We start from the raw sequence: 16,470 nt of genomic DNA, 5'->3' as shown, positions 1-16,470 counted from the left end.
ATTTTCAGCGATATAACAGCTAGATTCATAAGATGATCGAATGCCTTCTTTACCGGACCAGCGCCGCAGAACGGCGATTATTCTACCGCGTTGAAATCGCGATGAACCTGTTCAGCGAAGTATCCGTCATGCGGGAATGGGGATTGGCCGGCGGACGGCCCAAAGCGGTGGTGCAATGCTTTAGCAACCTACGCGACGCATCCCGCGCCGCCGACCGCCACCGCAACCTTGCAGAAAGACGCGGATACCTGCGCGCCTGACCGCCACAATTTGCGGCAATCTGCATCTTCTCTGGCTCTAAAATATCCTAGGGAGTTTGAGGGACAACGTCCCTCATTCCCAAAAACAGATCGCATGTGCCCAAAGGGCACGCATTCAAATGGCCCCGCTACTGGGCCGCGACAACATCGGTAACGGCCTCTACCTTCACAGCCGAGTATTTGAACTCAGGGATTTTCCCGTAAGGATCCACAGCCGGGTTTGTCAGGATATTTGCCGCCGCTTCGACATAGGCAAAAGGCAGGAACACCATATCAGGCGACACCGCCCGATCTTCACGCGCCATGATTTCAATCGCCCCGCGTTTCGTCGACAATCGTACATACTCACCCGCCGTCACGCCAAGCTTGCGCAAGGTCGATGGGTGCAGGGAACAGTTCGCCTCGGGCTCCAACCCGTCCAGCACATGCGACCGGCGGGTCATTGATCCGGTGTGCCAATGCTCCAACTGGCGCCCCGTCGTCAGGATCATCGGATAGTTCTCGTCCGGCACATCATCGGGTGCAATGATGCTTGCCGGTGTGAAACGCGCCCGTCCGTCCTGGCGCGGAAAACCATCGCCAAAAACAATATCCTGACCCGGGTCCACCGGGCTCAACGACGGATAGGTCACCGCGCCCTCGCTCTGCAACCGGTCCCATGTAATGTTGTTCAGCGACGACATGTTCAGCTTCATTTCGGCAAACACCTCGCTGGGGTGCGTATAGGTCCAGTCCAGCCCCAAACGTTTTGCCAACTCGACCTCGATCCACCAATCTTCTTTGGCCTCACCGGGCGGCGTCACGGCAGGTCGGCCCATTTGTACCTGACGGTTGGTGTTCGTTACGGTTCCCGTCTTCTCGGCAAAGGCCGATGCGGGCAAAATCACATCTGCGAAATTTGCGGTTTCCGTCAGGAAAATATCCTGCACGACCAGATGGTCCAACTGCGCCAAAGCATCGCGGGCGTGGTCCACGTCCGGGTCCGACATCGCGGGGTTTTCGCCCAACACATACAGGCTGCGGATGTCACCATCATGGACCGCATCCATGATTTCCGTCACCGTCAGCCCTTTTTGATTGCTGAAATCGCCGCTTTTCCAAACCTCGGTAAAGGCCGACCGCACACCATCATCCGAAACCGGTTGATAATCCGGCAAAAACATCGGGATCAAACCCGCATCCGACGCCCCTTGCACGTTGTTTTGCCCGCGCAACGGATGAAGCCCTGTACCCGGCCGCCCAATTTGCCCCGTCATCAGCGCAAGACTGATCAGGCAACGCGAATTATCCGTCCCATGAATGTGCTGCGACACCCCCATACCCCAAAAGATCATCGCCCCTTTAGCTCCGGCAAAGGTCCGCGCGACATCGCGCAGCACATCCGCCTCAATCCCGCAAATCTTGGCCATCTTTTCGGTGGTAAAGGTCTTGAGATGCGCCTTCTCGATCTCCCAATTCTCGGTGTAGGCTTCGATATATTGCTGATCAAACAGCTTTTCTTCGACGATGACATGCATGATTGCGTTCAACATCGACACATCGGTGCCAGGGCGAAATTGCAGCATATGCGAAGCGTGCCGCTTCAAGGCTTGCCCGCGCGGGTCCATCACAATCAACTTGCCGCCGCGTTTGGCGAACTGCTTGAAAAACGTTGCTGCAACCGGGTGGTTTTCGGTCGGGTTCGCCCCGATCACAATCGCCACATCGGCGTTATCGATCTGGTTGAACGTGGCCGTCACGGCCCCCGATCCGACATTCTCCATCAACGCAGCAACGGATGACGCATGGCACAGCCGCGTACAGTGATCGACGTTGTTATGACCAAACCCTTGGCGGATGATCTTTTGGAACAGATAGGCTTCCTCGTTGGTGCATTTCGCCGACCCGAACCCGGCAACACCGCGCCCGCCGATCTTCTTCATGCCATTGGCCGCAAAGTCCAACGCCTCATCCCATGACGCCTCGCGGAAATGGGTGTGCCAATTGCCGGGGTCCACATTCAGCCCCTTGGCTGGCGCATCATCGCGGCGGATCAATGGCTTGGTCAGCCGGTGCTGGTGGTGAATATAGTCAAACCCGAACCGCCCCTTGACGCACAAGCGGCCCTCGTTTGCCGGGCCATTGATGCCCTCGACATATTTGATTTTGCCGCCTTTTACCTTCAACGATACCTGACAGCCCACCCCGCAAAACGGGCAAATACTGTCAACTTCACTGTCAAAATCCGCGCGATCCCCAACCTGATCAGCATCGACAACAGTGGCCTCCATCAGGGCCCCCGTCGGACAGGCCTGAACACATTCGCCGCACGCCACACAAGACGACGCCCCCATGGGATCGGCCATATCAAAGGTGGGATAGCTGTCATGGCCACGCCCTGACATGCCAATCACGTCATTCACCTGAACCTCGCGGCAAGCGCGGACACATAGGTTGCACTGAATGCAGGCATCCAGATTGACCCGCATCGCCACGTGGCTGTCATCCAGCAGCGGAATACGCCCCTCTTCCAACTTGGGAAACCGACTCGTCTCAACCCCTTCAAGGGCCGCCATATCCCACAAATGGCTCGACTTATCATGGGCAATATCTTGCGACGGCTGATCCGTCACCAGCAATTCCATCACCATCTTACGCGCATTCTCGGCCCGTGCGTTGTTGGTCGTCACCACCATCCCCTCGGCCGGCTCGCGCAGGCACGACGCCGCCAAGACACGCTCCCCCTCAATCTCGACCATACAGGCGCGGCAATTGCCATCGGGACGATACCCCGGCTCTGGCGTGTAACACAGATGGGGTATTTTCAGACCACGCCCGTTGGCAACTTCCCAAATGGTCATCCCGGCCTCGGCCTCAACGTTTTCGCCGTCCAGCACAAATGAAATTGTTTCAGCCATTTAGAGTTCCTCCTCCTACGCGCCTGCATATCATAGACCGCATCGAAAAACGACGGCAGTCACAATCCCGACGCCCCGCCCCGATTTTGCGCCACGGGCGTTTCCGATACGCGTCCACCTGTTTCTCTGGCTAAAAAATATCCTCGCCGAAGGCTCCGGCCCTTTCAACCGGTGTCAGCCTTGCCTATCAAAGCGGTAACAGCAAAAGGCGCACAAATGTCCCACATCACCCTTATCCGCCACGGCCAAGCCAATTCAGGGGCCACAGACGAAGCCGACTATGACAAGCTTAGCCCGCTGGGTCATCAGCAAGCCGCATGGCTGGGAGACCATCTGCGCCATTCTCAAACCCATCATACCCGGCTTTATACCGGAACCTTGCGCCGCCACATTGAGACGGCCGAGGGAATGAACACAGCGCTGGAACCGGTGCGCGACGCACGCCTGAACGAGCTTGAGTATTTCACCCTTGCAACGCTGTTGGAGCAACAACACGGCGTGCCGATCCCTGAAGATCAACACGGGTTCAGCATCCACCTACCGCTGGTTTTCGAAACATGGAAAAATGATGCCTTCGAGAATCCTCCCGAAAGCTACGCAAGCTTTGAAAACCGCATTCAATCCGTCCTTGAGGAAATCGCCGAAGGCGACGGGCCCGCGCTTGTGGTCACCTCCGGGGGGCTGATCTCTATGGCGATGGCTCAGGCGATGGGACTTGGCGTACCCGCTATGGCGCGCATGGCACTGGCCATCATGAACACCTCAATGCACCGGCTTTTCCCGATTGGTGGACACTGGTCGCCGGTGCTGTTCAACGCGGTGCCGCATCTCGACACACCGGATCGGCGCACCGCGCAAACCCATATTTAAAAGGTCGCACGATGCTAACACTCTATTATGCGCCGGGCACGATTTCGATCGCCGTCGCCCTCACGTTGGAAGAGGCCGGGCTGCCGTATGAGGCGGTAAAGGTCGATTTCAAATCGGCCGAGCAAACCCTGCCCGATTATCTGGCGATCAATGCCAAGGGGCGCGTCCCCGCATTGGTGCTTTCGGATGGCACTGTTCTGACTGAAACCGGGGCCTTGCTGGAATATATCGCAGATGTGGCCCCGTCAGCAGGGTTGATCCCAACGGACTCCACCCTTGCCGCGCATATGCGCAGCGCGATGTATTATCTGGCCTCGACGATGCATGTGGCCCATGCCCATAAAATGCGCGGGTCCAGATGGGCCAGCCAGAAATCCAGCTTTGACGACATGACTGCTATGGTTCCTCAGACCATGGCCGCCTGCGCATCCTATGTGGAAACACATCTGCTGCGTGGTGACAGCGTATTGGGGCAAAACTTTAGTATCGCCGACCCCTATCTGTTTGTCGTGTGCACCTGGCTGGAAGGTGACGGTGTTCGCATCGCAGACTACCCGAAAATTCAAAACTTCATGACCAAGATGGAAGGGCGGCAAAGCGTCAAAATCATCCGAGAAAAGGCAATGCTATGACACATCTTTGGGTCCGCGCCGAACAGCGCGACAATGAAACCCGTGTTGGCATCACCCCCGAAGGTGCGGCAAGCCTGCTAGAACGCGGCTTTGAGGTCACGGTTGAGGCATCAGATACCCGCGTGATCCCCACCGACGCCTATGCGCAGATCGGGTGCACAATTTCACCGCAGTTCAGCTGGCCTGACGCGCCATCCGACGCGATTATCTTTGGGCTCAAAGAGCTCCCCGCCGACGGCCATCCCCTGACGCATCAGCACATCATGTTCGGCCATGCCTACAAGGGACAATCTGCGGGCCGTGTCCTGCTTGAGCGGTTCAAAGCCGGCGGTGGGACGCTGTATGATCTTGAATACCTGACAGATGACACAGGCCGCCGCGTCGCCGCCTTTGGCTATTGGGCGGGGTTTGCAGGGGCTGCTGTTGCCGTCAAATGCTGGGCTGCTCAGATACGTGGCGAAGTCGCCACCCCCATCACGCCATCCGCCAATGCCGACGAGCTGACGCAAGATCTGCGCGGCGCGCTTGCCCCGTTAGATAGGAACCATCTGGACGCATTGGTGATCGGCGCGCTTGGCCGGGTCGGCACGGGTGCCTCGGATCTATGCAAGCGGTTGGATATTCCTGTGACCAGTTGGGATATGGCGGAAACCGCCAGCGGCGGGCCCTTTCCGGAAATCCTGAACCATACGCTGTTCTTTAACTGTATCCTCGCCGGTCCGAACACGCCGGTCTTTGTTCCCAAATCAGCGCTCACCGCAGAACGCCAGCTGCACGTGGTCGGGGATATCGCTTGTGATCCCGACAGCACATTCAATCCCGTGCCAATCTATAGCGAAGCAACCAGCTGGGAAACGCCTGCCCTGCGGGTTCATGAACACCCGCCATTGGATGTCACCGCGATTGATAATCTGCCGTCCATGCTGCCCTTGGAAAGCTCGGAAGACTACGCCGCGCAACTGCTTCCCACGTTGCAGGGGCTTGCGGAGAACACAGCGGTTTGGCAGCGGGCGAAGCGGCTTTTCGATGAACATCTTTTGGATATTTAAGAGCCAGAGAAGCAGGGTACCCGCTAAACATGTAATGTCGACGCAAGACGACACCTTGGGATCAGGGCTGCCTAGCCGAACAGGCGGAAATAGATGGCATCGGGCAGCAACCTTGAAAAGCGGAACAGTAGCGAAAAGACAAAGGGGAAGCTTTTCTTGAACTTGTCGCTGTCCATATGATCAAAAGTCTGTTGTGCGGCCTCTTCCGGTGTCATCAGGAACGGCATCTTGAAGTCGTTTTTATCCGTCAGTTGAGTTTTGATAAAACCCGGGTTGATCACCTGAACCTGAACGCCGGTCTTGCGCAGATCTGCATACATGCATTCGGCCAGCGACATTGTTCCAGCTTTGGACGCCGTATATCCGATTGATTTTGGCAATCCTCGAAATGCGGTCAGGCTTGATGTAATGACAATGTGACCGGCATCTTTCTCGACCATGCCGGGCACGACTTCGCCCATCACGCGCACGAGACCGGTTAAGTTGACGTCGATCATTGTCGTCGCGTGGTCTGCTTCCCATTCCTGCGCACCAAACGGCCAATAGGCACCGGCCAGATAGATGATGCCGTCAAGGTTGCCCACGTTTCGGACGGCTGCGCGCACGCTGTCGATGTCTTGCACATCCATCGTCTCAAATCGGGCTTTGCCCGGCAGCGCTTTGACCAGCTCGGAAAGCTTGTCTTCTGAGCGCGCCGATACAATCACCTCAGCCCCGGCGTGGCTAAGCTTGTGGGCCAAGGCCTCGCCGAGGCCCGCGCTTGCGCCGACCAGCCAATACCGTTTGCCCTGCCAGGATTTCATTGGGGGTCTCTTTTACGGATGGTCGCGACCAGCTCTGCGACCTTGATGCCGAACTTGCGGAACTGGCTGCGGTTGATCAGCGTGCCTTCGGGCGTCAGGTACATCCAATCCACCGTTTGCAGGGTGTGGCCGCCGACGTCCTCGGGCAGTGTAATCGGGTATCGGATTTGTATCGTCGCGCCCGAGTTACAGCCCTTTCCGACACCGGGCACATCGGGTGCGGTTGCGGTAAACTTGCCGCCCTCACCCATTTGGATGGTCCAAACCCGGTCTTGAGTGGATTTATCATCGTAGATAAAATGTTCGTTGATCGTCGCGACATCGCCGTCCCAGTGCACATTGAAATCTGCAACGAATGTGCTGGTGACCCGTCCCATCGGCCCAAAGATAACACCTTCGCAAACCATCTCTCCGTCCAGATCTTTGCGCATGTCCAGCACTTTAAGATCGTCGGCGTAATCCTCCGGCCCCTGTGCCGGGAAGCCGGCAATGAAGTGGCGGGCCAGCATGACGCATATAACGCATCCGGCCCCGATCAAGAAGAACACTAAATCCATTACCTCTTGCCCTTTTCAAGTTCGGTTCCGGCCAACAGCCCAATTGCAAGCAGCTTGAGGATGCAGGGAAGCCCGGCATAAAGCCACATCAATGTCCTAATTGCCGATTGTGAATGAACTGTGGCATCGCTGCTAAATCCGGACATCTGCAGTATTGGAAGTAGCGTCACAGCGGCAAAGGCAAGTGTGAATTTCGACACAAGGGACCAAAGTCCGAAACCTTCGGCCGCAGAGGGTGAAATTGCTGCCATGCGTGCGGCAAACATCGCCGGCAGGAGCGTCAGATCGGCCCCAAGCGCCGCGCCAGAGCCGATGCACACCAATGCAAACAGCGCAACATCGCCCGCGCTGAGGAACAATGCGCCCCCGAATGCCAAGATCGCAAGGACCATTGCGGCCAGAAGGACAGGCTTGGCGCCAAGCCGTTCTGCCAGATACCCCCACAGCGGGGCAGCAGCGGCAGCCGCCAAAAAGAACAGCAGCAAAAGCGGCCCTTCCCAGCCCGGTGCCTGCAAAGCGCTTTCCACGTAGAACAGGAATAAAGTCGAGGATACCGCCACGGGTGCGGCGTTCAAAAGCGCGATCAGCAATAGCATTCGGGCAGTAGGATCGCGCAAGACGACAGAAAAACCAGGTGCCGCAGGCGCATCAACCTGTTGCCATTCGTTGCGCATCATCATGACTGACGCCAGTGCCAACACGCCAAACCCGATGGCAAAGCCGGCAAATGGCGCGCCCATAACGGCACCCAAACCCACCGGCGCAACCGAAGCCGCGCAGACCCCCAGCAATCCACCGGTTTCCCGCCAGCGGGCCAAAGATAGATGGCCCGCACCGGGCAAAGTTGCGGCCTTAGCCACACCTTGAGCGTAGAAACAGATCGTCAGGAAGCTAAACGATGAAAATACGCCTGTCAGGGTGATCGCGAACCACAGCAATGGCGGCACCGGAGGGGACAGCGCGAACAACGCGTACATCGACATGGCCATCACCCCGCAGGCAATGGCGACTGAAAACCGCCGATGGTCCCTAAGCCGTTCAGAGAGCCGCCCCAGCAAGGGGTCTTGGACCACGTCCAGCAGACGAAGGCCAAATAAAACAGAGCCTAATGCCGCGAGAGACACGCCGTATTCGTCTACAAAGAACTTCGGCGCATGAATGTAGATCGGCAGCCCCGCTGACGCCAGAAGCGCCGCGAACAGCGCATAGCCGGCCAAGTTATGCGGGGCGGCCTGCGTCAACGTGATACGTCCTGTCGGGGCGGTTCGGGGCGCGGTCTGTATCCGCCGCCCTTCCACCACAGTTTGACCGCTTGCCAGTGGATCAACGCCAACACACGCCGCGCGCCAAAGGGTCTGCGCAACATGGCCCACATGATGCCCGCATTGGTCAGCGGCTTGCGCTTGCCTGTCAGGGTCGCGATCAGCCCACCCTCGGACTGCGTGTAGTCAATCCAGATGCCCACGCGATCCTCGCGGATGTCAAAGCGAAAGACATAACTCCCCTCGACCGGTTGAAACGGCGACACGTGAAAAACCTTGGTCGCGTGCAGATGATCATCGGGTTTAATTTCAGACAGGTCGTCGTGATGGCAAAGATAGCTGTGCCGGTCGCCAAATGTATTCGACACCTCGGCAATAACAGTGATCAGCGCGCCGTCTTGCCTGCGGCAAAGCCAAAAGCTGACGGGGTTAAATACGTGCCCCAAAACTCGTGGTTGGGCCAATAGTTCGATCTTGGCGACACCCGTAATCTGATGTTGCGCCAGGACATCGCGCACCCATGCAGCACCGCGCCCTGCGCCCTTATCCCCGCCATGGTCGATATCTTGCAGCGAGGTTACCCCACGACCATTTCGAGAGAACAACAGCGGCGTTTCCAACCTCGCTTCGGCATCGACCAAGACATAGTCAACCGAATAGCGGAACGCGTTTTCAACGCGGCCTTTGCGCCCGTGATAGGTGAACCCCGCTATATGATCGACGCCAGCCGTCACTCTGCCGCCAGCGGCACCTGAACCTCGCCGCGGATCGCGCGCACGACATCGACCGCGCTCGAGAGTCCATCCTCGTGAAAACCGTTTTTCATCCATGCCCCGCAGAACCATGTGTTGTTCGTCCCGTTGAAGCCGCGCACCTGCTCTTGGGCGTTTAGGGCTGCAATATCATAAACCGGGTGGCGCAGGGTAACCTGATCATAGATCAACTCTTCGCGGATCAGGCGTTTGGTATTCAAGGTCACAAAATGTAAATCATCCATGGGGATCGGTTGCAGGGAATTCATCCAATAGGTCAGGTCAATTCGGTCCGATTGTTGGCCCTTATCCTCGCAATAGACCCATGACGCCCAAGTTTTGCGGCGCTTTGGCATGATGCTGGTATCTGCATGCAGCACGATATCATTGGGTTGATATTTGATCGCACCCAGTGCCGCGTTTTCTTGCGTGCTTGGGTCGGACAGCATGGCCAATGTGTCATCGGAATGGGTTGCGAATACCACCTCGTCAAAGGCTTCCCAATCGCCACCGTTCGATTTCACCTCGACCCCGGTGGGAGTGCGGCGCACGGACTGCACAGCGGCGCTTAGGCGGATATCGACACCCTTAGCGGTGAGGGACGCGCCCAAACGGCTAACATATTCATGCGATCCGCCCTTTACGGTGTACCATTGGTGCTGGCCTGTGTGGCTAAGCAATGCATGATTTTCAAAGAAGTCGATCATCGAATAGGCCGGGAAATCCATGATCTTTTCAACCGGCGTTGACCAGATCGCACCGGACAAGGGCGCAAGGTAGTATTTGCGGAAATAAGGACCTGCGCGCAGTGCATTCAAAAACCCATCGATGGTCAAAGACCGGTCTTGGGCAATCTTGGTGGCGCTGTTGTTGAACCGCAAAATATCGCTGAGCATGCGCAGGAATTTAGGATTAGCCAGATTACGGCGCTGCGCAAAGATCGCGTCCATTGTCGTCAGCGCATATTCAAGCCGCCCGCCATCAATCGACGCGCCAAAGCTCATGTTGGATTTCACAACAGGCACATCCAGTTCGTCAAACAGCGCGGCCAGATGCGGATAATTGGCATAGTTAAAGACGATAAAGCCGGTATCGACAGGCTGATCGCCATTTTTACCAGCCATCTTTGTGCGCGCATGACCGCCCAGCCGTGCTTCGGTCTCAAAGATCGTGACGTGATGATCATCTGCCAACATATGCGCCGCCCCCATCCCGGAAATCCCGGCACCGATAACAGCGATTTTACGTGGTCGTGTCAGGGTGCCGTGGCGTGGCGGGTCGATGGCTTCAAACGGCATGATGAGGCAAAATCCAATATATTAGGTAACGTGCATGTAGTCCGAAAAAGACCAAGGCCAACACATAAATGGATTCCCGCTCAATTATATTAATGGATATCCTTATAAAGGGGCCAACACAAAGCTAGGGCGCACCATCGTGGCCTGGCTTGGCTAATGGCACAATCGTGCTGTCCTGTTCGGAAACTTCTTCAAAATCAAAGTTATCCAAGCGGGCGGCACGCTTGCCAGCACGTTCCGCCGCAGTTCCCAACCCTTCCAGGTCGGCCCGTGCTTGCCCGAAATGTGTGTTCAGCTTGCCAACGCGTTCCACGACAATCTCGACGTCGCGATGCAGCATTTTCAACGTTTTGCGAATGGCACCCGCCTGTTCACGCATACGCGCATCTTTCAGGATGGCCCGCATCGTGTTCAGCGTCGCCATGCAGGTGGTCGGCGACACGATCCAGACTCGCGAGGCAAAGCCTTCACGTACCAGATCGGGGAAATTCGCATGCAACTCGGCATAGACGGCCTCGGACGGCAGAAACATCAGCGCGCCATCAGCGGTTTCGCCTTCGATGATATACTTGCTGCTGATCGCGTTGATATGCGTTTTGACGGCAACCCGCATCGCCCGCGCTGCGTCTTTGACCTCGTAATCCGACTTGGCTTTGCGCAAGGCCTCATAGGCTTCCAGCGGGAATTTGCTGTCGATCACGATGGGGCCGGGCGGGTTTGGCAGATGGATCAGGCAATCGGCACGCTTGCCCGATGAAAGCGTCGCTTGCATCGTATAGCTGTCGCTTGGCAAGGCCTTGGACACGATATCGTTCAGCTGAATTTCCCCAAACGCCCCGCGCGTCTGTTTGTTGCTCAGAATGTCTTGGAGCGACAGCACATCACCGGACAGTTTGGTAATGTTGTCCTGCGCCTTGTCGATCGCGGCCAGCCGTTCTTGCAGCTGGGTCAAACTTGTCGTGGTTTGCTTGGATGACCCATGCAGGGTTTCGGCCATACGTTCCTGCATTTCCGCCAGACTGCGGGCCGACCGCGCGGCGTTTTCCGCCAGCCGGTCCTGCATCTGCTGCTGCACATGGGCCATCCGTGCCTCAATGCTTTGCACCATTTGGGTTTGCGCATTTGCCTGTGTATCCGACACCGTTTGCAAGCCGCCGCGCAATTGTTCCTGCCCCATGCCAAGCTGCTGCACGTGGCCGCCCATGGCCTGCATCTGCCGCGCCAAAGGTTCGACCATGCGCGCCGACCTACCCGCTGCGCGCACGGCCATGATGAGCAGGATCAGAACCAACACGCCAAGCGTTGCCGCCCCAATTACCATCAAAACGCGCGGATCATCTAACGCGTAGCTCTGTGCGCCGATCTGGATCATGTGCGCCCGAACAACCGTTCAATATCGCTCAGCTTCAGCTCCACATAGGTGGGCCGCCCGTGATTGCATTGGCCGGAATGCGGGGTTGCTTCCATCTCTCGCAGCAGCGCGTTCATCTCTTCGCCGCGCATCCAGCGACCCGACCGGATCGACCCGTGACAGGCCACACGGCTTAGGATCGCCTCGATCCGGGCCTGAACCGTGTTGCTTTCGTTTTGATCGGCAAGTTCATCTAATACGTCGAGGATCATCGCCTTGGCATCCACCGTACCTAGGATCGCGGGGGTTTCGCGCACAGCGATGGCGCTGCCGCCAAAGGCCTCGATGCTCAGGCCCAGCTTGGCCAGTTCCTCCGTGATATCCAGCAGACGCGCGCAATCCGATGCCGACAAATCAACAATCTCGGGGATCAGCAACGCCTGTGCGGCGACGCCGTTTTCGGCCATCTGCCGTTTCAGTTTTTCATAGACCAAACGTTCATGCGCCGCGTGTTGATCGACGATGACCATGCCCGTCGCGGTTTGGGCGATGATGTAGTTTTCATGCACCTGACCACGCGCCGTGCCCAGCGGATAATCGGGGGGCTCTTGCGGTTCTTCGGTCACGGGGTCCGCTGGCGCTTCCACCCTGCCCCACATGCCGGCAGTCTCAGCAAATCCGGGGGATTGCGCCTGATATGCCGCGGTGCGCGCGCCCAGCGAAGGCCGGTCCATCTGATAGACACGCGCGCCTGTTTGCTCGGGCCGCATTGCCCCCAATGTCGCATCTGCCACGGTGGTCGACGCGCGGTGCCCTGCCTCTGCCAAGGCATGGCGAAGGGCCGATACGATCAACCCGCGCGCAAGGCCGGGATCGCGAAAACGTACCTCTGATTTAGCGGGGTGCACATTCACATCCACCAACGTGGGATCACAATCGATAAACAGCGCCGCCGCCGGATGCCGGTCGCGGCTGAGAAAATCAAAATACGCCCCGCGCAAAGCGCCGACCAGCAGCTTGTCCCGCACCGGACGTCCGTTCACGAACAGATACTGCGCCACCGCAGTGCCGCGCGAATAGGTGGGCAATGCAGTAAAGCCGGTCAGATGCAGCCCCTCGCGTTCCGCATCAATGGGCAGGGAATTATCGGCGAACTCGCGCCCCAAGACCTGCGCCAGACGCCCATGAAGTGCGGCAAACATATCGCCTTGCTCGGCCTCGGCACGAAAGACTTCGCGGCCCGGCCTGTCGCCTGACACATCGCGTAACGTGAAACGCACGAACGGTTCGGCCATGGCCAGACGTTTGATGATGTCGGCAATGGCCTGCGCCTCGGCCCGGTCGGTGCGCAGGAATTTCAATCGCGCGGGTGTGGCGAAAAACAAATCGCACAGGGTGACGACAGTGCCCCCGTTCAGCGCGGCGGGGCGAACGGGGCCGGTTTGCCCACCATTCACCGTAATTTCGGCCCCGTCTTGGCCCGCAACGCGGCTGGTGATGGTCAAACGGCCCACAGCACCCAGCGAGGGCAATGCCTCGCCCCGGAATCCGAAGGTGTGGATGTTCAACAGGTCCGAGCCGTCGATTTTGGAGGTCGCGTGGCGGGACAGGGCAAGGGTTAAATCCCCCGCCGCAATGCCGCAGCCATCATCGGTCACGCGGATCAGCGTCTTGCCGCCATCGGCATATTCCACAGTGATCTGACGCGCGCCCGCATCGATGGCGTTCTCGACCAGTTCCTTGACCGCCGAGGCAGGGCGTTCGACCACCTCGCCCGCTGCGATGCGATTGATTGCCGATTCATCAAGCTGCCGGATTACCGGTGCTACATCGCGTATATTGGGGTTTGGGTGTGCCATAACGCTAGAACTAGCATAGTCGCACGCGATTCTGAAAGTGGCAAAGGAGGCCAGCATGGGTTGTCACCCACCCTACGGGCGCATTGCCGCCTGATACCACGCAACGATCTGCGCACGTTCTTCGGCGCGCATATAGCTCAGGTTTGCGGGAGGCATCGCATGGGTCACGCCCGCTTGCAGATATATCTGTTTTGCCGCTTTGGCGATCTGGTGTTCCGTCTCAAGACGCACACCTTTGGGGGCCCAAAGTAGACCATCCCAAGACGGCTCTGCCGCGTGGCACATGCTGCACCGACCCATTACAATGTCATGAACTTCGTCAAACCCCTCAGCGGCGGCAAAGCGCAGCGCAGGACCTGATGCTTCCTCGGGTTCAGTGATGCGGAACATGGGGGCTGTGGACAGCCATATGATCGTGATGAACAACAGCGCTGTGGCCAGCCATGTCCATGTGGGATTGCCTGCGCGTGAATGCAGGCTGTTGAAATAATGACGGATCGTTACGCCCATCAAAAACACCAACGCTGCGATCAGCCAGTTCATTTCAGACGCGAAGGCCAGCGGGTAGTGATTGGACAGCATCAAGAAAATCACCGGCAGCGTGAGGTAGTTGTTATGCGTGCTGCGTTGCTTGGCGATCTTGCCGTATTTCGCGTCCGGCGTACGTCCGGCCTTGAGATCGGCCACAACGATACGCTGGTTCGGCATGATGATGAAAAACACATTGGCCGACATGATCGTGGCGGTAAACGCCCCCAGATGCAGCAGCGCGGCACGGCCGGAAAACACCGAAGTGTAGAAATACGCCATTCCGACAAGGATCACATAGAGGCCGATCATCAGCCGGGTGTTATTATCGCCGAATTTGCTTTTGCAGATCAGGTCATAGACGATCCAGCCGAATGCGAGCGACAGCATCGAAATGCCCACCGCTTGCCAAATGGCCAGATCGGCCACCGCCGGATCGACAAGGTAAAATTCAGCGCCCAGATAGTAGACGAGGATCAGCAGCGCGAAGCCCGAGAGCCATGTTGAATAGCTTTCCCATTTGAACCAGACCAGATCATCGGGCATCTGCGCCGGGGCGACGAGGTATTTTTGCACGTGGTAGAACCCACCGCCGTGCACCTGCCATTCCTCTCCATCCGCGCCGGATTTCAAATTCCGGTCCCGGTGCAGCCCCAGATCAAGAGCAATAAAATAAAATGAGGACCCGATCCACGCGATGGCCGTGATGACATGCACCCAGCGGACAGCAAATTCAATCCAAGCGCCCATGGCGGCCATATCGTACATTTCGGGGTCCTTGCGTTGATAATCGTAATAGGGCCGCCGGGGACGCGCGTGGTCGAGAACGCGGATGCCTCCGGCGGGGATATTAAGAGCCAGAGAAGACAGGGGCCCCTCTGGCTGGTTTCTTAGTGTGGCAAGCTGCCTTTGGAACTGCCTGACATCCCGCCCGAGACTTCTTCGGTCGATTCCTCGGCCAGCTCGTTGGGAAGCAGAAGGTTCAGAACGATGGCGATCAGGGCTGCGGGAAGCAAGCCGCTGGTCATCAGGATTTTAAGCGTTGCTGGTAGGTGTTGAACAGCACCCGGTTCCAATTGCAAGCCCAGACCGATGGAGATGGAAATCGCAAAGATCACCATGTTGCGCCGGTTCCAGTTTACGTCCGACAGCATCGACATACCTGCCGCGACCACCATGCCAAACATGACGATCACGCCGCCGCCCAGAACCTCGATCGGGATTGTGCGGATGATCGCGCCTACCTTGGGCACAAGGCCGCAGATGATCAGGAAGATGGCACCGATTGTCACGACGTGGCGGCTCATGACGCCCGTCATCGCGATCAGGCCGACGTTCTGGCTGAACGAGGTATTTGGCAGACCGCCAAAGATGCCTGCAACGGCAGTACCCACACCATCAGCATAGGTCGCCCCCTGGATTTCTTTATCCGTTGCCTCGCGACCCGCGCCACCTTTGGTGACGCCAGATACGTCGCCCACGGTTTCAATGGCCGAGATGAAGGCCATTAGGCAGAAGCCGATGATCGCTGCCGCAGAGAATTCAAACCCGTATTTAAAGGGGTTCGGCAGGGCGAAGGACGCAGAGCGGCCCCAAGAGCCGGTAATCGCATCAACGGTCAGCATCCCCACGCCCAGCGCGTAAAGGTAGCCCACGATCAGGCCGATCAGTACCGCCGAGATGGACAGCATGCCCTTGGTGAAAAACTTGATCCCCAAGGTAACGACAATCACCACCAGCGCGGCAGACCAATTCAGCAGGCTGCCATATTCCGGCGTGCCAATCGCAGGAACACCACCTGCAGCGTATTGGATACCGACCTTGACCAAGGCAAGACCGATCATTGTGACCACGAGGCCCGTCACCAGCGGTGGCAGGGCAAAGCGGATTTTACCGATGAACAAGCCCAACAAGGCGTGGAAGATACCGCCGATGATAACGCCACCGAACAACGCGGCAAGGCCATCAACGCCCTTGCCCGCGACCAGCGGGATCATGATCGGAATGAAGGCGAACGATGTGCCCTGAACGATAGGCAGACCTGCGCCGATGGGCCCAAGTGTAAACGTCTGCAGCAAGGTCGCGACGCCCGCAAACAGCATCGACATCTGGATCAGATACAGCAGTTCCGGAAAATCAGGTGAGTTGGACCCAAATCCGAAACCGGCGGCCCCCGCAACAATAATCGCAGGCGTCACATTGGACACAAACATCGCCAGAACATGCTGGATCCCCAGCGGAATGGCACGGCTGAGTGGCGGGGTGTAATTTGGATCGCGCAGCTGTTCTGGCGTCCCGATGGCGTTACTAGTCATAAGTATTTCCCTCGTTGATAAGTGGCCGCAATTTTGC

Annotated in this window: 14 protein-coding genes; 4 read left to right on the top strand and 10 right to left on the bottom strand. The window is 57.7% G+C overall.

Annotation, left to right across the window (positions count from 1 at the left end; all coding sequences use genetic code 11):
• The first annotated feature begins 32 nt into the window (after positions 1-32).
• Complete coding sequence (locus tag BM347_RS11320) at positions 33-260, top strand: WGR domain-containing protein (RefSeq protein WP_093916567.1); 228 nt, start codon at positions 33-35, stop codon at positions 258-260.
• Between the two features lie 128 nt (positions 261-388).
• On the opposite strand, the gene fdhF is transcribed toward BM347_RS11320, so the two are convergent.
• Positions 389-3,157 (bottom strand): formate dehydrogenase subunit alpha, encoded by a 2,769-nt coding sequence (fdhF, locus tag BM347_RS11315; RefSeq protein ID WP_093916566.1) that lies wholly within the window; start codon positions 3,155-3,157, stop codon positions 389-391.
• A 216-nt stretch (positions 3,158-3,373) separates the two neighbouring features.
• Here fdhF and BM347_RS11310 point away from each other — a divergent pair, with 216 nt between their 5' ends.
• From BM347_RS11310 to BM347_RS11300, 3 genes are read left to right on the top strand one after another with little or no spacing between them, the layout of a single operon-like run.
• On the top strand, positions 3,374-4,027 hold the full coding sequence (locus BM347_RS11310; protein WP_093916565.1) for a histidine phosphatase family protein: 654 nt from the start codon (positions 3,374-3,376) through the stop codon (positions 4,025-4,027).
• An 11-nt stretch (positions 4,028-4,038) separates the two neighbouring features.
• A complete protein-coding gene (locus tag BM347_RS11305) occupies positions 4,039-4,659 on the top strand; it encodes a glutathione S-transferase family protein (RefSeq protein ID WP_093916564.1) in 621 nt (206 codons plus the stop codon).
• Entirely contained in the window at positions 4,656-5,708 is a 1,053-nt protein-coding gene (locus BM347_RS11300) for a saccharopine dehydrogenase (RefSeq protein ID WP_093916563.1), read from the top strand. Before BM347_RS11305 ends, BM347_RS11300 begins: the two co-directional genes overlap by 4 nt.
• Positions 5,709-5,779: 71 nt before the next feature.
• Here the strand turns inward: BM347_RS11300 and BM347_RS11295 are convergent, their stop codons facing one another.
• The 9 genes from BM347_RS11295 to BM347_RS11255 form a co-directional block, all read right to left on the bottom strand.
• Complete coding sequence (locus tag BM347_RS11295; protein ID WP_093916562.1) at positions 5,780-6,511, bottom strand: SDR family NAD(P)-dependent oxidoreductase; 732 nt, start codon at positions 6,509-6,511, stop codon at positions 5,780-5,782.
• Entirely contained in the window at positions 6,508-7,068 is a 561-nt protein-coding gene (locus BM347_RS11290) for a DUF3833 family protein (RefSeq protein ID WP_093916561.1), read from the bottom strand. Before BM347_RS11290 ends, BM347_RS11295 begins: the two co-directional genes overlap by 4 nt.
• The gene (locus BM347_RS11285; protein ID WP_093916560.1) at positions 7,068-8,309 is read right to left on the bottom strand and encodes an MFS transporter; all 1,242 of its coding nucleotides are present in this window, start codon (positions 8,307-8,309) and stop codon (positions 7,068-7,070) included. The genes BM347_RS11290 and BM347_RS11285 overlap by 1 nt, the downstream gene beginning before the upstream one ends.
• The gene (locus tag BM347_RS11280; protein ID WP_093916559.1) at positions 8,306-9,064 is read right to left on the bottom strand and encodes a DUF1365 domain-containing protein; all 759 of its coding nucleotides are present in this window, start codon (positions 9,062-9,064) and stop codon (positions 8,306-8,308) included. Before BM347_RS11280 ends, BM347_RS11285 begins: the two co-directional genes overlap by 4 nt.
• Complete coding sequence (locus BM347_RS11275) at positions 9,061-10,380, bottom strand: NAD(P)/FAD-dependent oxidoreductase (RefSeq protein WP_093916558.1); 1,320 nt, start codon at positions 10,378-10,380, stop codon at positions 9,061-9,063. Before BM347_RS11275 ends, BM347_RS11280 begins: the two co-directional genes overlap by 4 nt.
• 124 nt (positions 10,381-10,504) lie before the next feature.
• Positions 10,505-11,752, bottom strand: a complete 1,248-nt coding sequence (locus BM347_RS11270; protein ID WP_093916557.1) for a DNA recombination protein RmuC — start codon at positions 11,750-11,752, stop codon at positions 10,505-10,507.
• Complete coding sequence (gene mutL, locus BM347_RS11265; protein ID WP_093916556.1) at positions 11,749-13,590, bottom strand: DNA mismatch repair endonuclease MutL; 1,842 nt, start codon at positions 13,588-13,590, stop codon at positions 11,749-11,751. Before mutL ends, BM347_RS11270 begins: the two co-directional genes overlap by 4 nt.
• 72 nt (positions 13,591-13,662) lie before the next feature.
• Positions 13,663-14,886, bottom strand: coding sequence for a urate hydroxylase PuuD (locus tag BM347_RS11260; RefSeq protein WP_093916555.1), 1,224 nt, complete (start codon positions 14,884-14,886; stop codon positions 13,663-13,665).
• A gap of 122 nt (positions 14,887-15,008) precedes the next feature.
• Entirely contained in the window at positions 15,009-16,433 is a 1,425-nt protein-coding gene (locus tag BM347_RS11255; protein ID WP_093916554.1) for a uracil-xanthine permease family protein, read from the bottom strand.
• Positions 16,434-16,470: the final 37 nt, after the last annotated feature.

Origin of the sequence: Sulfitobacter marinus (genome assembly GCF_900116285.1) — a bacterium.
In the GTDB taxonomy this organism is placed as follows: domain Bacteria; phylum Pseudomonadota; class Alphaproteobacteria; order Rhodobacterales; family Rhodobacteraceae; genus Sulfitobacter; species Sulfitobacter marinus.
The sequence above is the reverse complement of the archived record's forward strand: the minus strand, read 5'-3'. Positions and strand labels throughout refer to the sequence as shown.

What these genes read in the sequence shown, in the direction of transcription:
- BM347_RS11320 (WP_093916567.1), top strand. Translation starts at nt 33, where the DNA reads ATGATCGAATGCCTTCTTTACCGGACCAGCGCCGCAGAACGGCGATTA.
- fdhF (WP_093916566.1), bottom strand. Translation starts at nt 3,157, where the DNA reads ATGGCTGAAACAATTTCATTTGTGCTGGACGGCGAAAACGTTGAGGCC.
- BM347_RS11310 (WP_093916565.1), top strand. Translation starts at nt 3,374, where the DNA reads ATGTCCCACATCACCCTTATCCGCCACGGCCAAGCCAATTCAGGGGCC.
- BM347_RS11305 (WP_093916564.1), top strand. Translation starts at nt 4,039, where the DNA reads ATGCTAACACTCTATTATGCGCCGGGCACGATTTCGATCGCCGTCGCC.
- BM347_RS11300 (WP_093916563.1), top strand. Translation starts at nt 4,656, where the DNA reads ATGACACATCTTTGGGTCCGCGCCGAACAGCGCGACAATGAAACCCGT.
- BM347_RS11295 (WP_093916562.1), bottom strand. Translation starts at nt 6,511, where the DNA reads ATGAAATCCTGGCAGGGCAAACGGTATTGGCTGGTCGGCGCAAGCGCG.
- BM347_RS11290 (WP_093916561.1), bottom strand. Translation starts at nt 7,068, where the DNA reads ATGGATTTAGTGTTCTTCTTGATCGGGGCCGGATGCGTTATATGCGTC.
- BM347_RS11275 (WP_093916558.1), bottom strand. Translation starts at nt 10,380, where the DNA reads ATGCCGTTTGAAGCCATCGACCCGCCACGCCACGGCACCCTGACACGA.
- BM347_RS11270 (WP_093916557.1), bottom strand. Translation starts at nt 11,752, where the DNA reads ATGATCCAGATCGGCGCACAGAGCTACGCGTTAGATGATCCGCGCGTT.
- mutL (WP_093916556.1), bottom strand. Translation starts at nt 13,590, where the DNA reads ATGGCACACCCAAACCCCAATATACGCGATGTAGCACCGGTAATCCGG.
- BM347_RS11260 (WP_093916555.1), bottom strand. Translation starts at nt 14,886, where the DNA reads ATGTACGATATGGCCGCCATGGGCGCTTGGATTGAATTTGCTGTCCGC.
- BM347_RS11255 (WP_093916554.1), bottom strand. Translation starts at nt 16,433, where the DNA reads ATGACTAGTAACGCCATCGGGACGCCAGAACAGCTGCGCGATCCAAAT.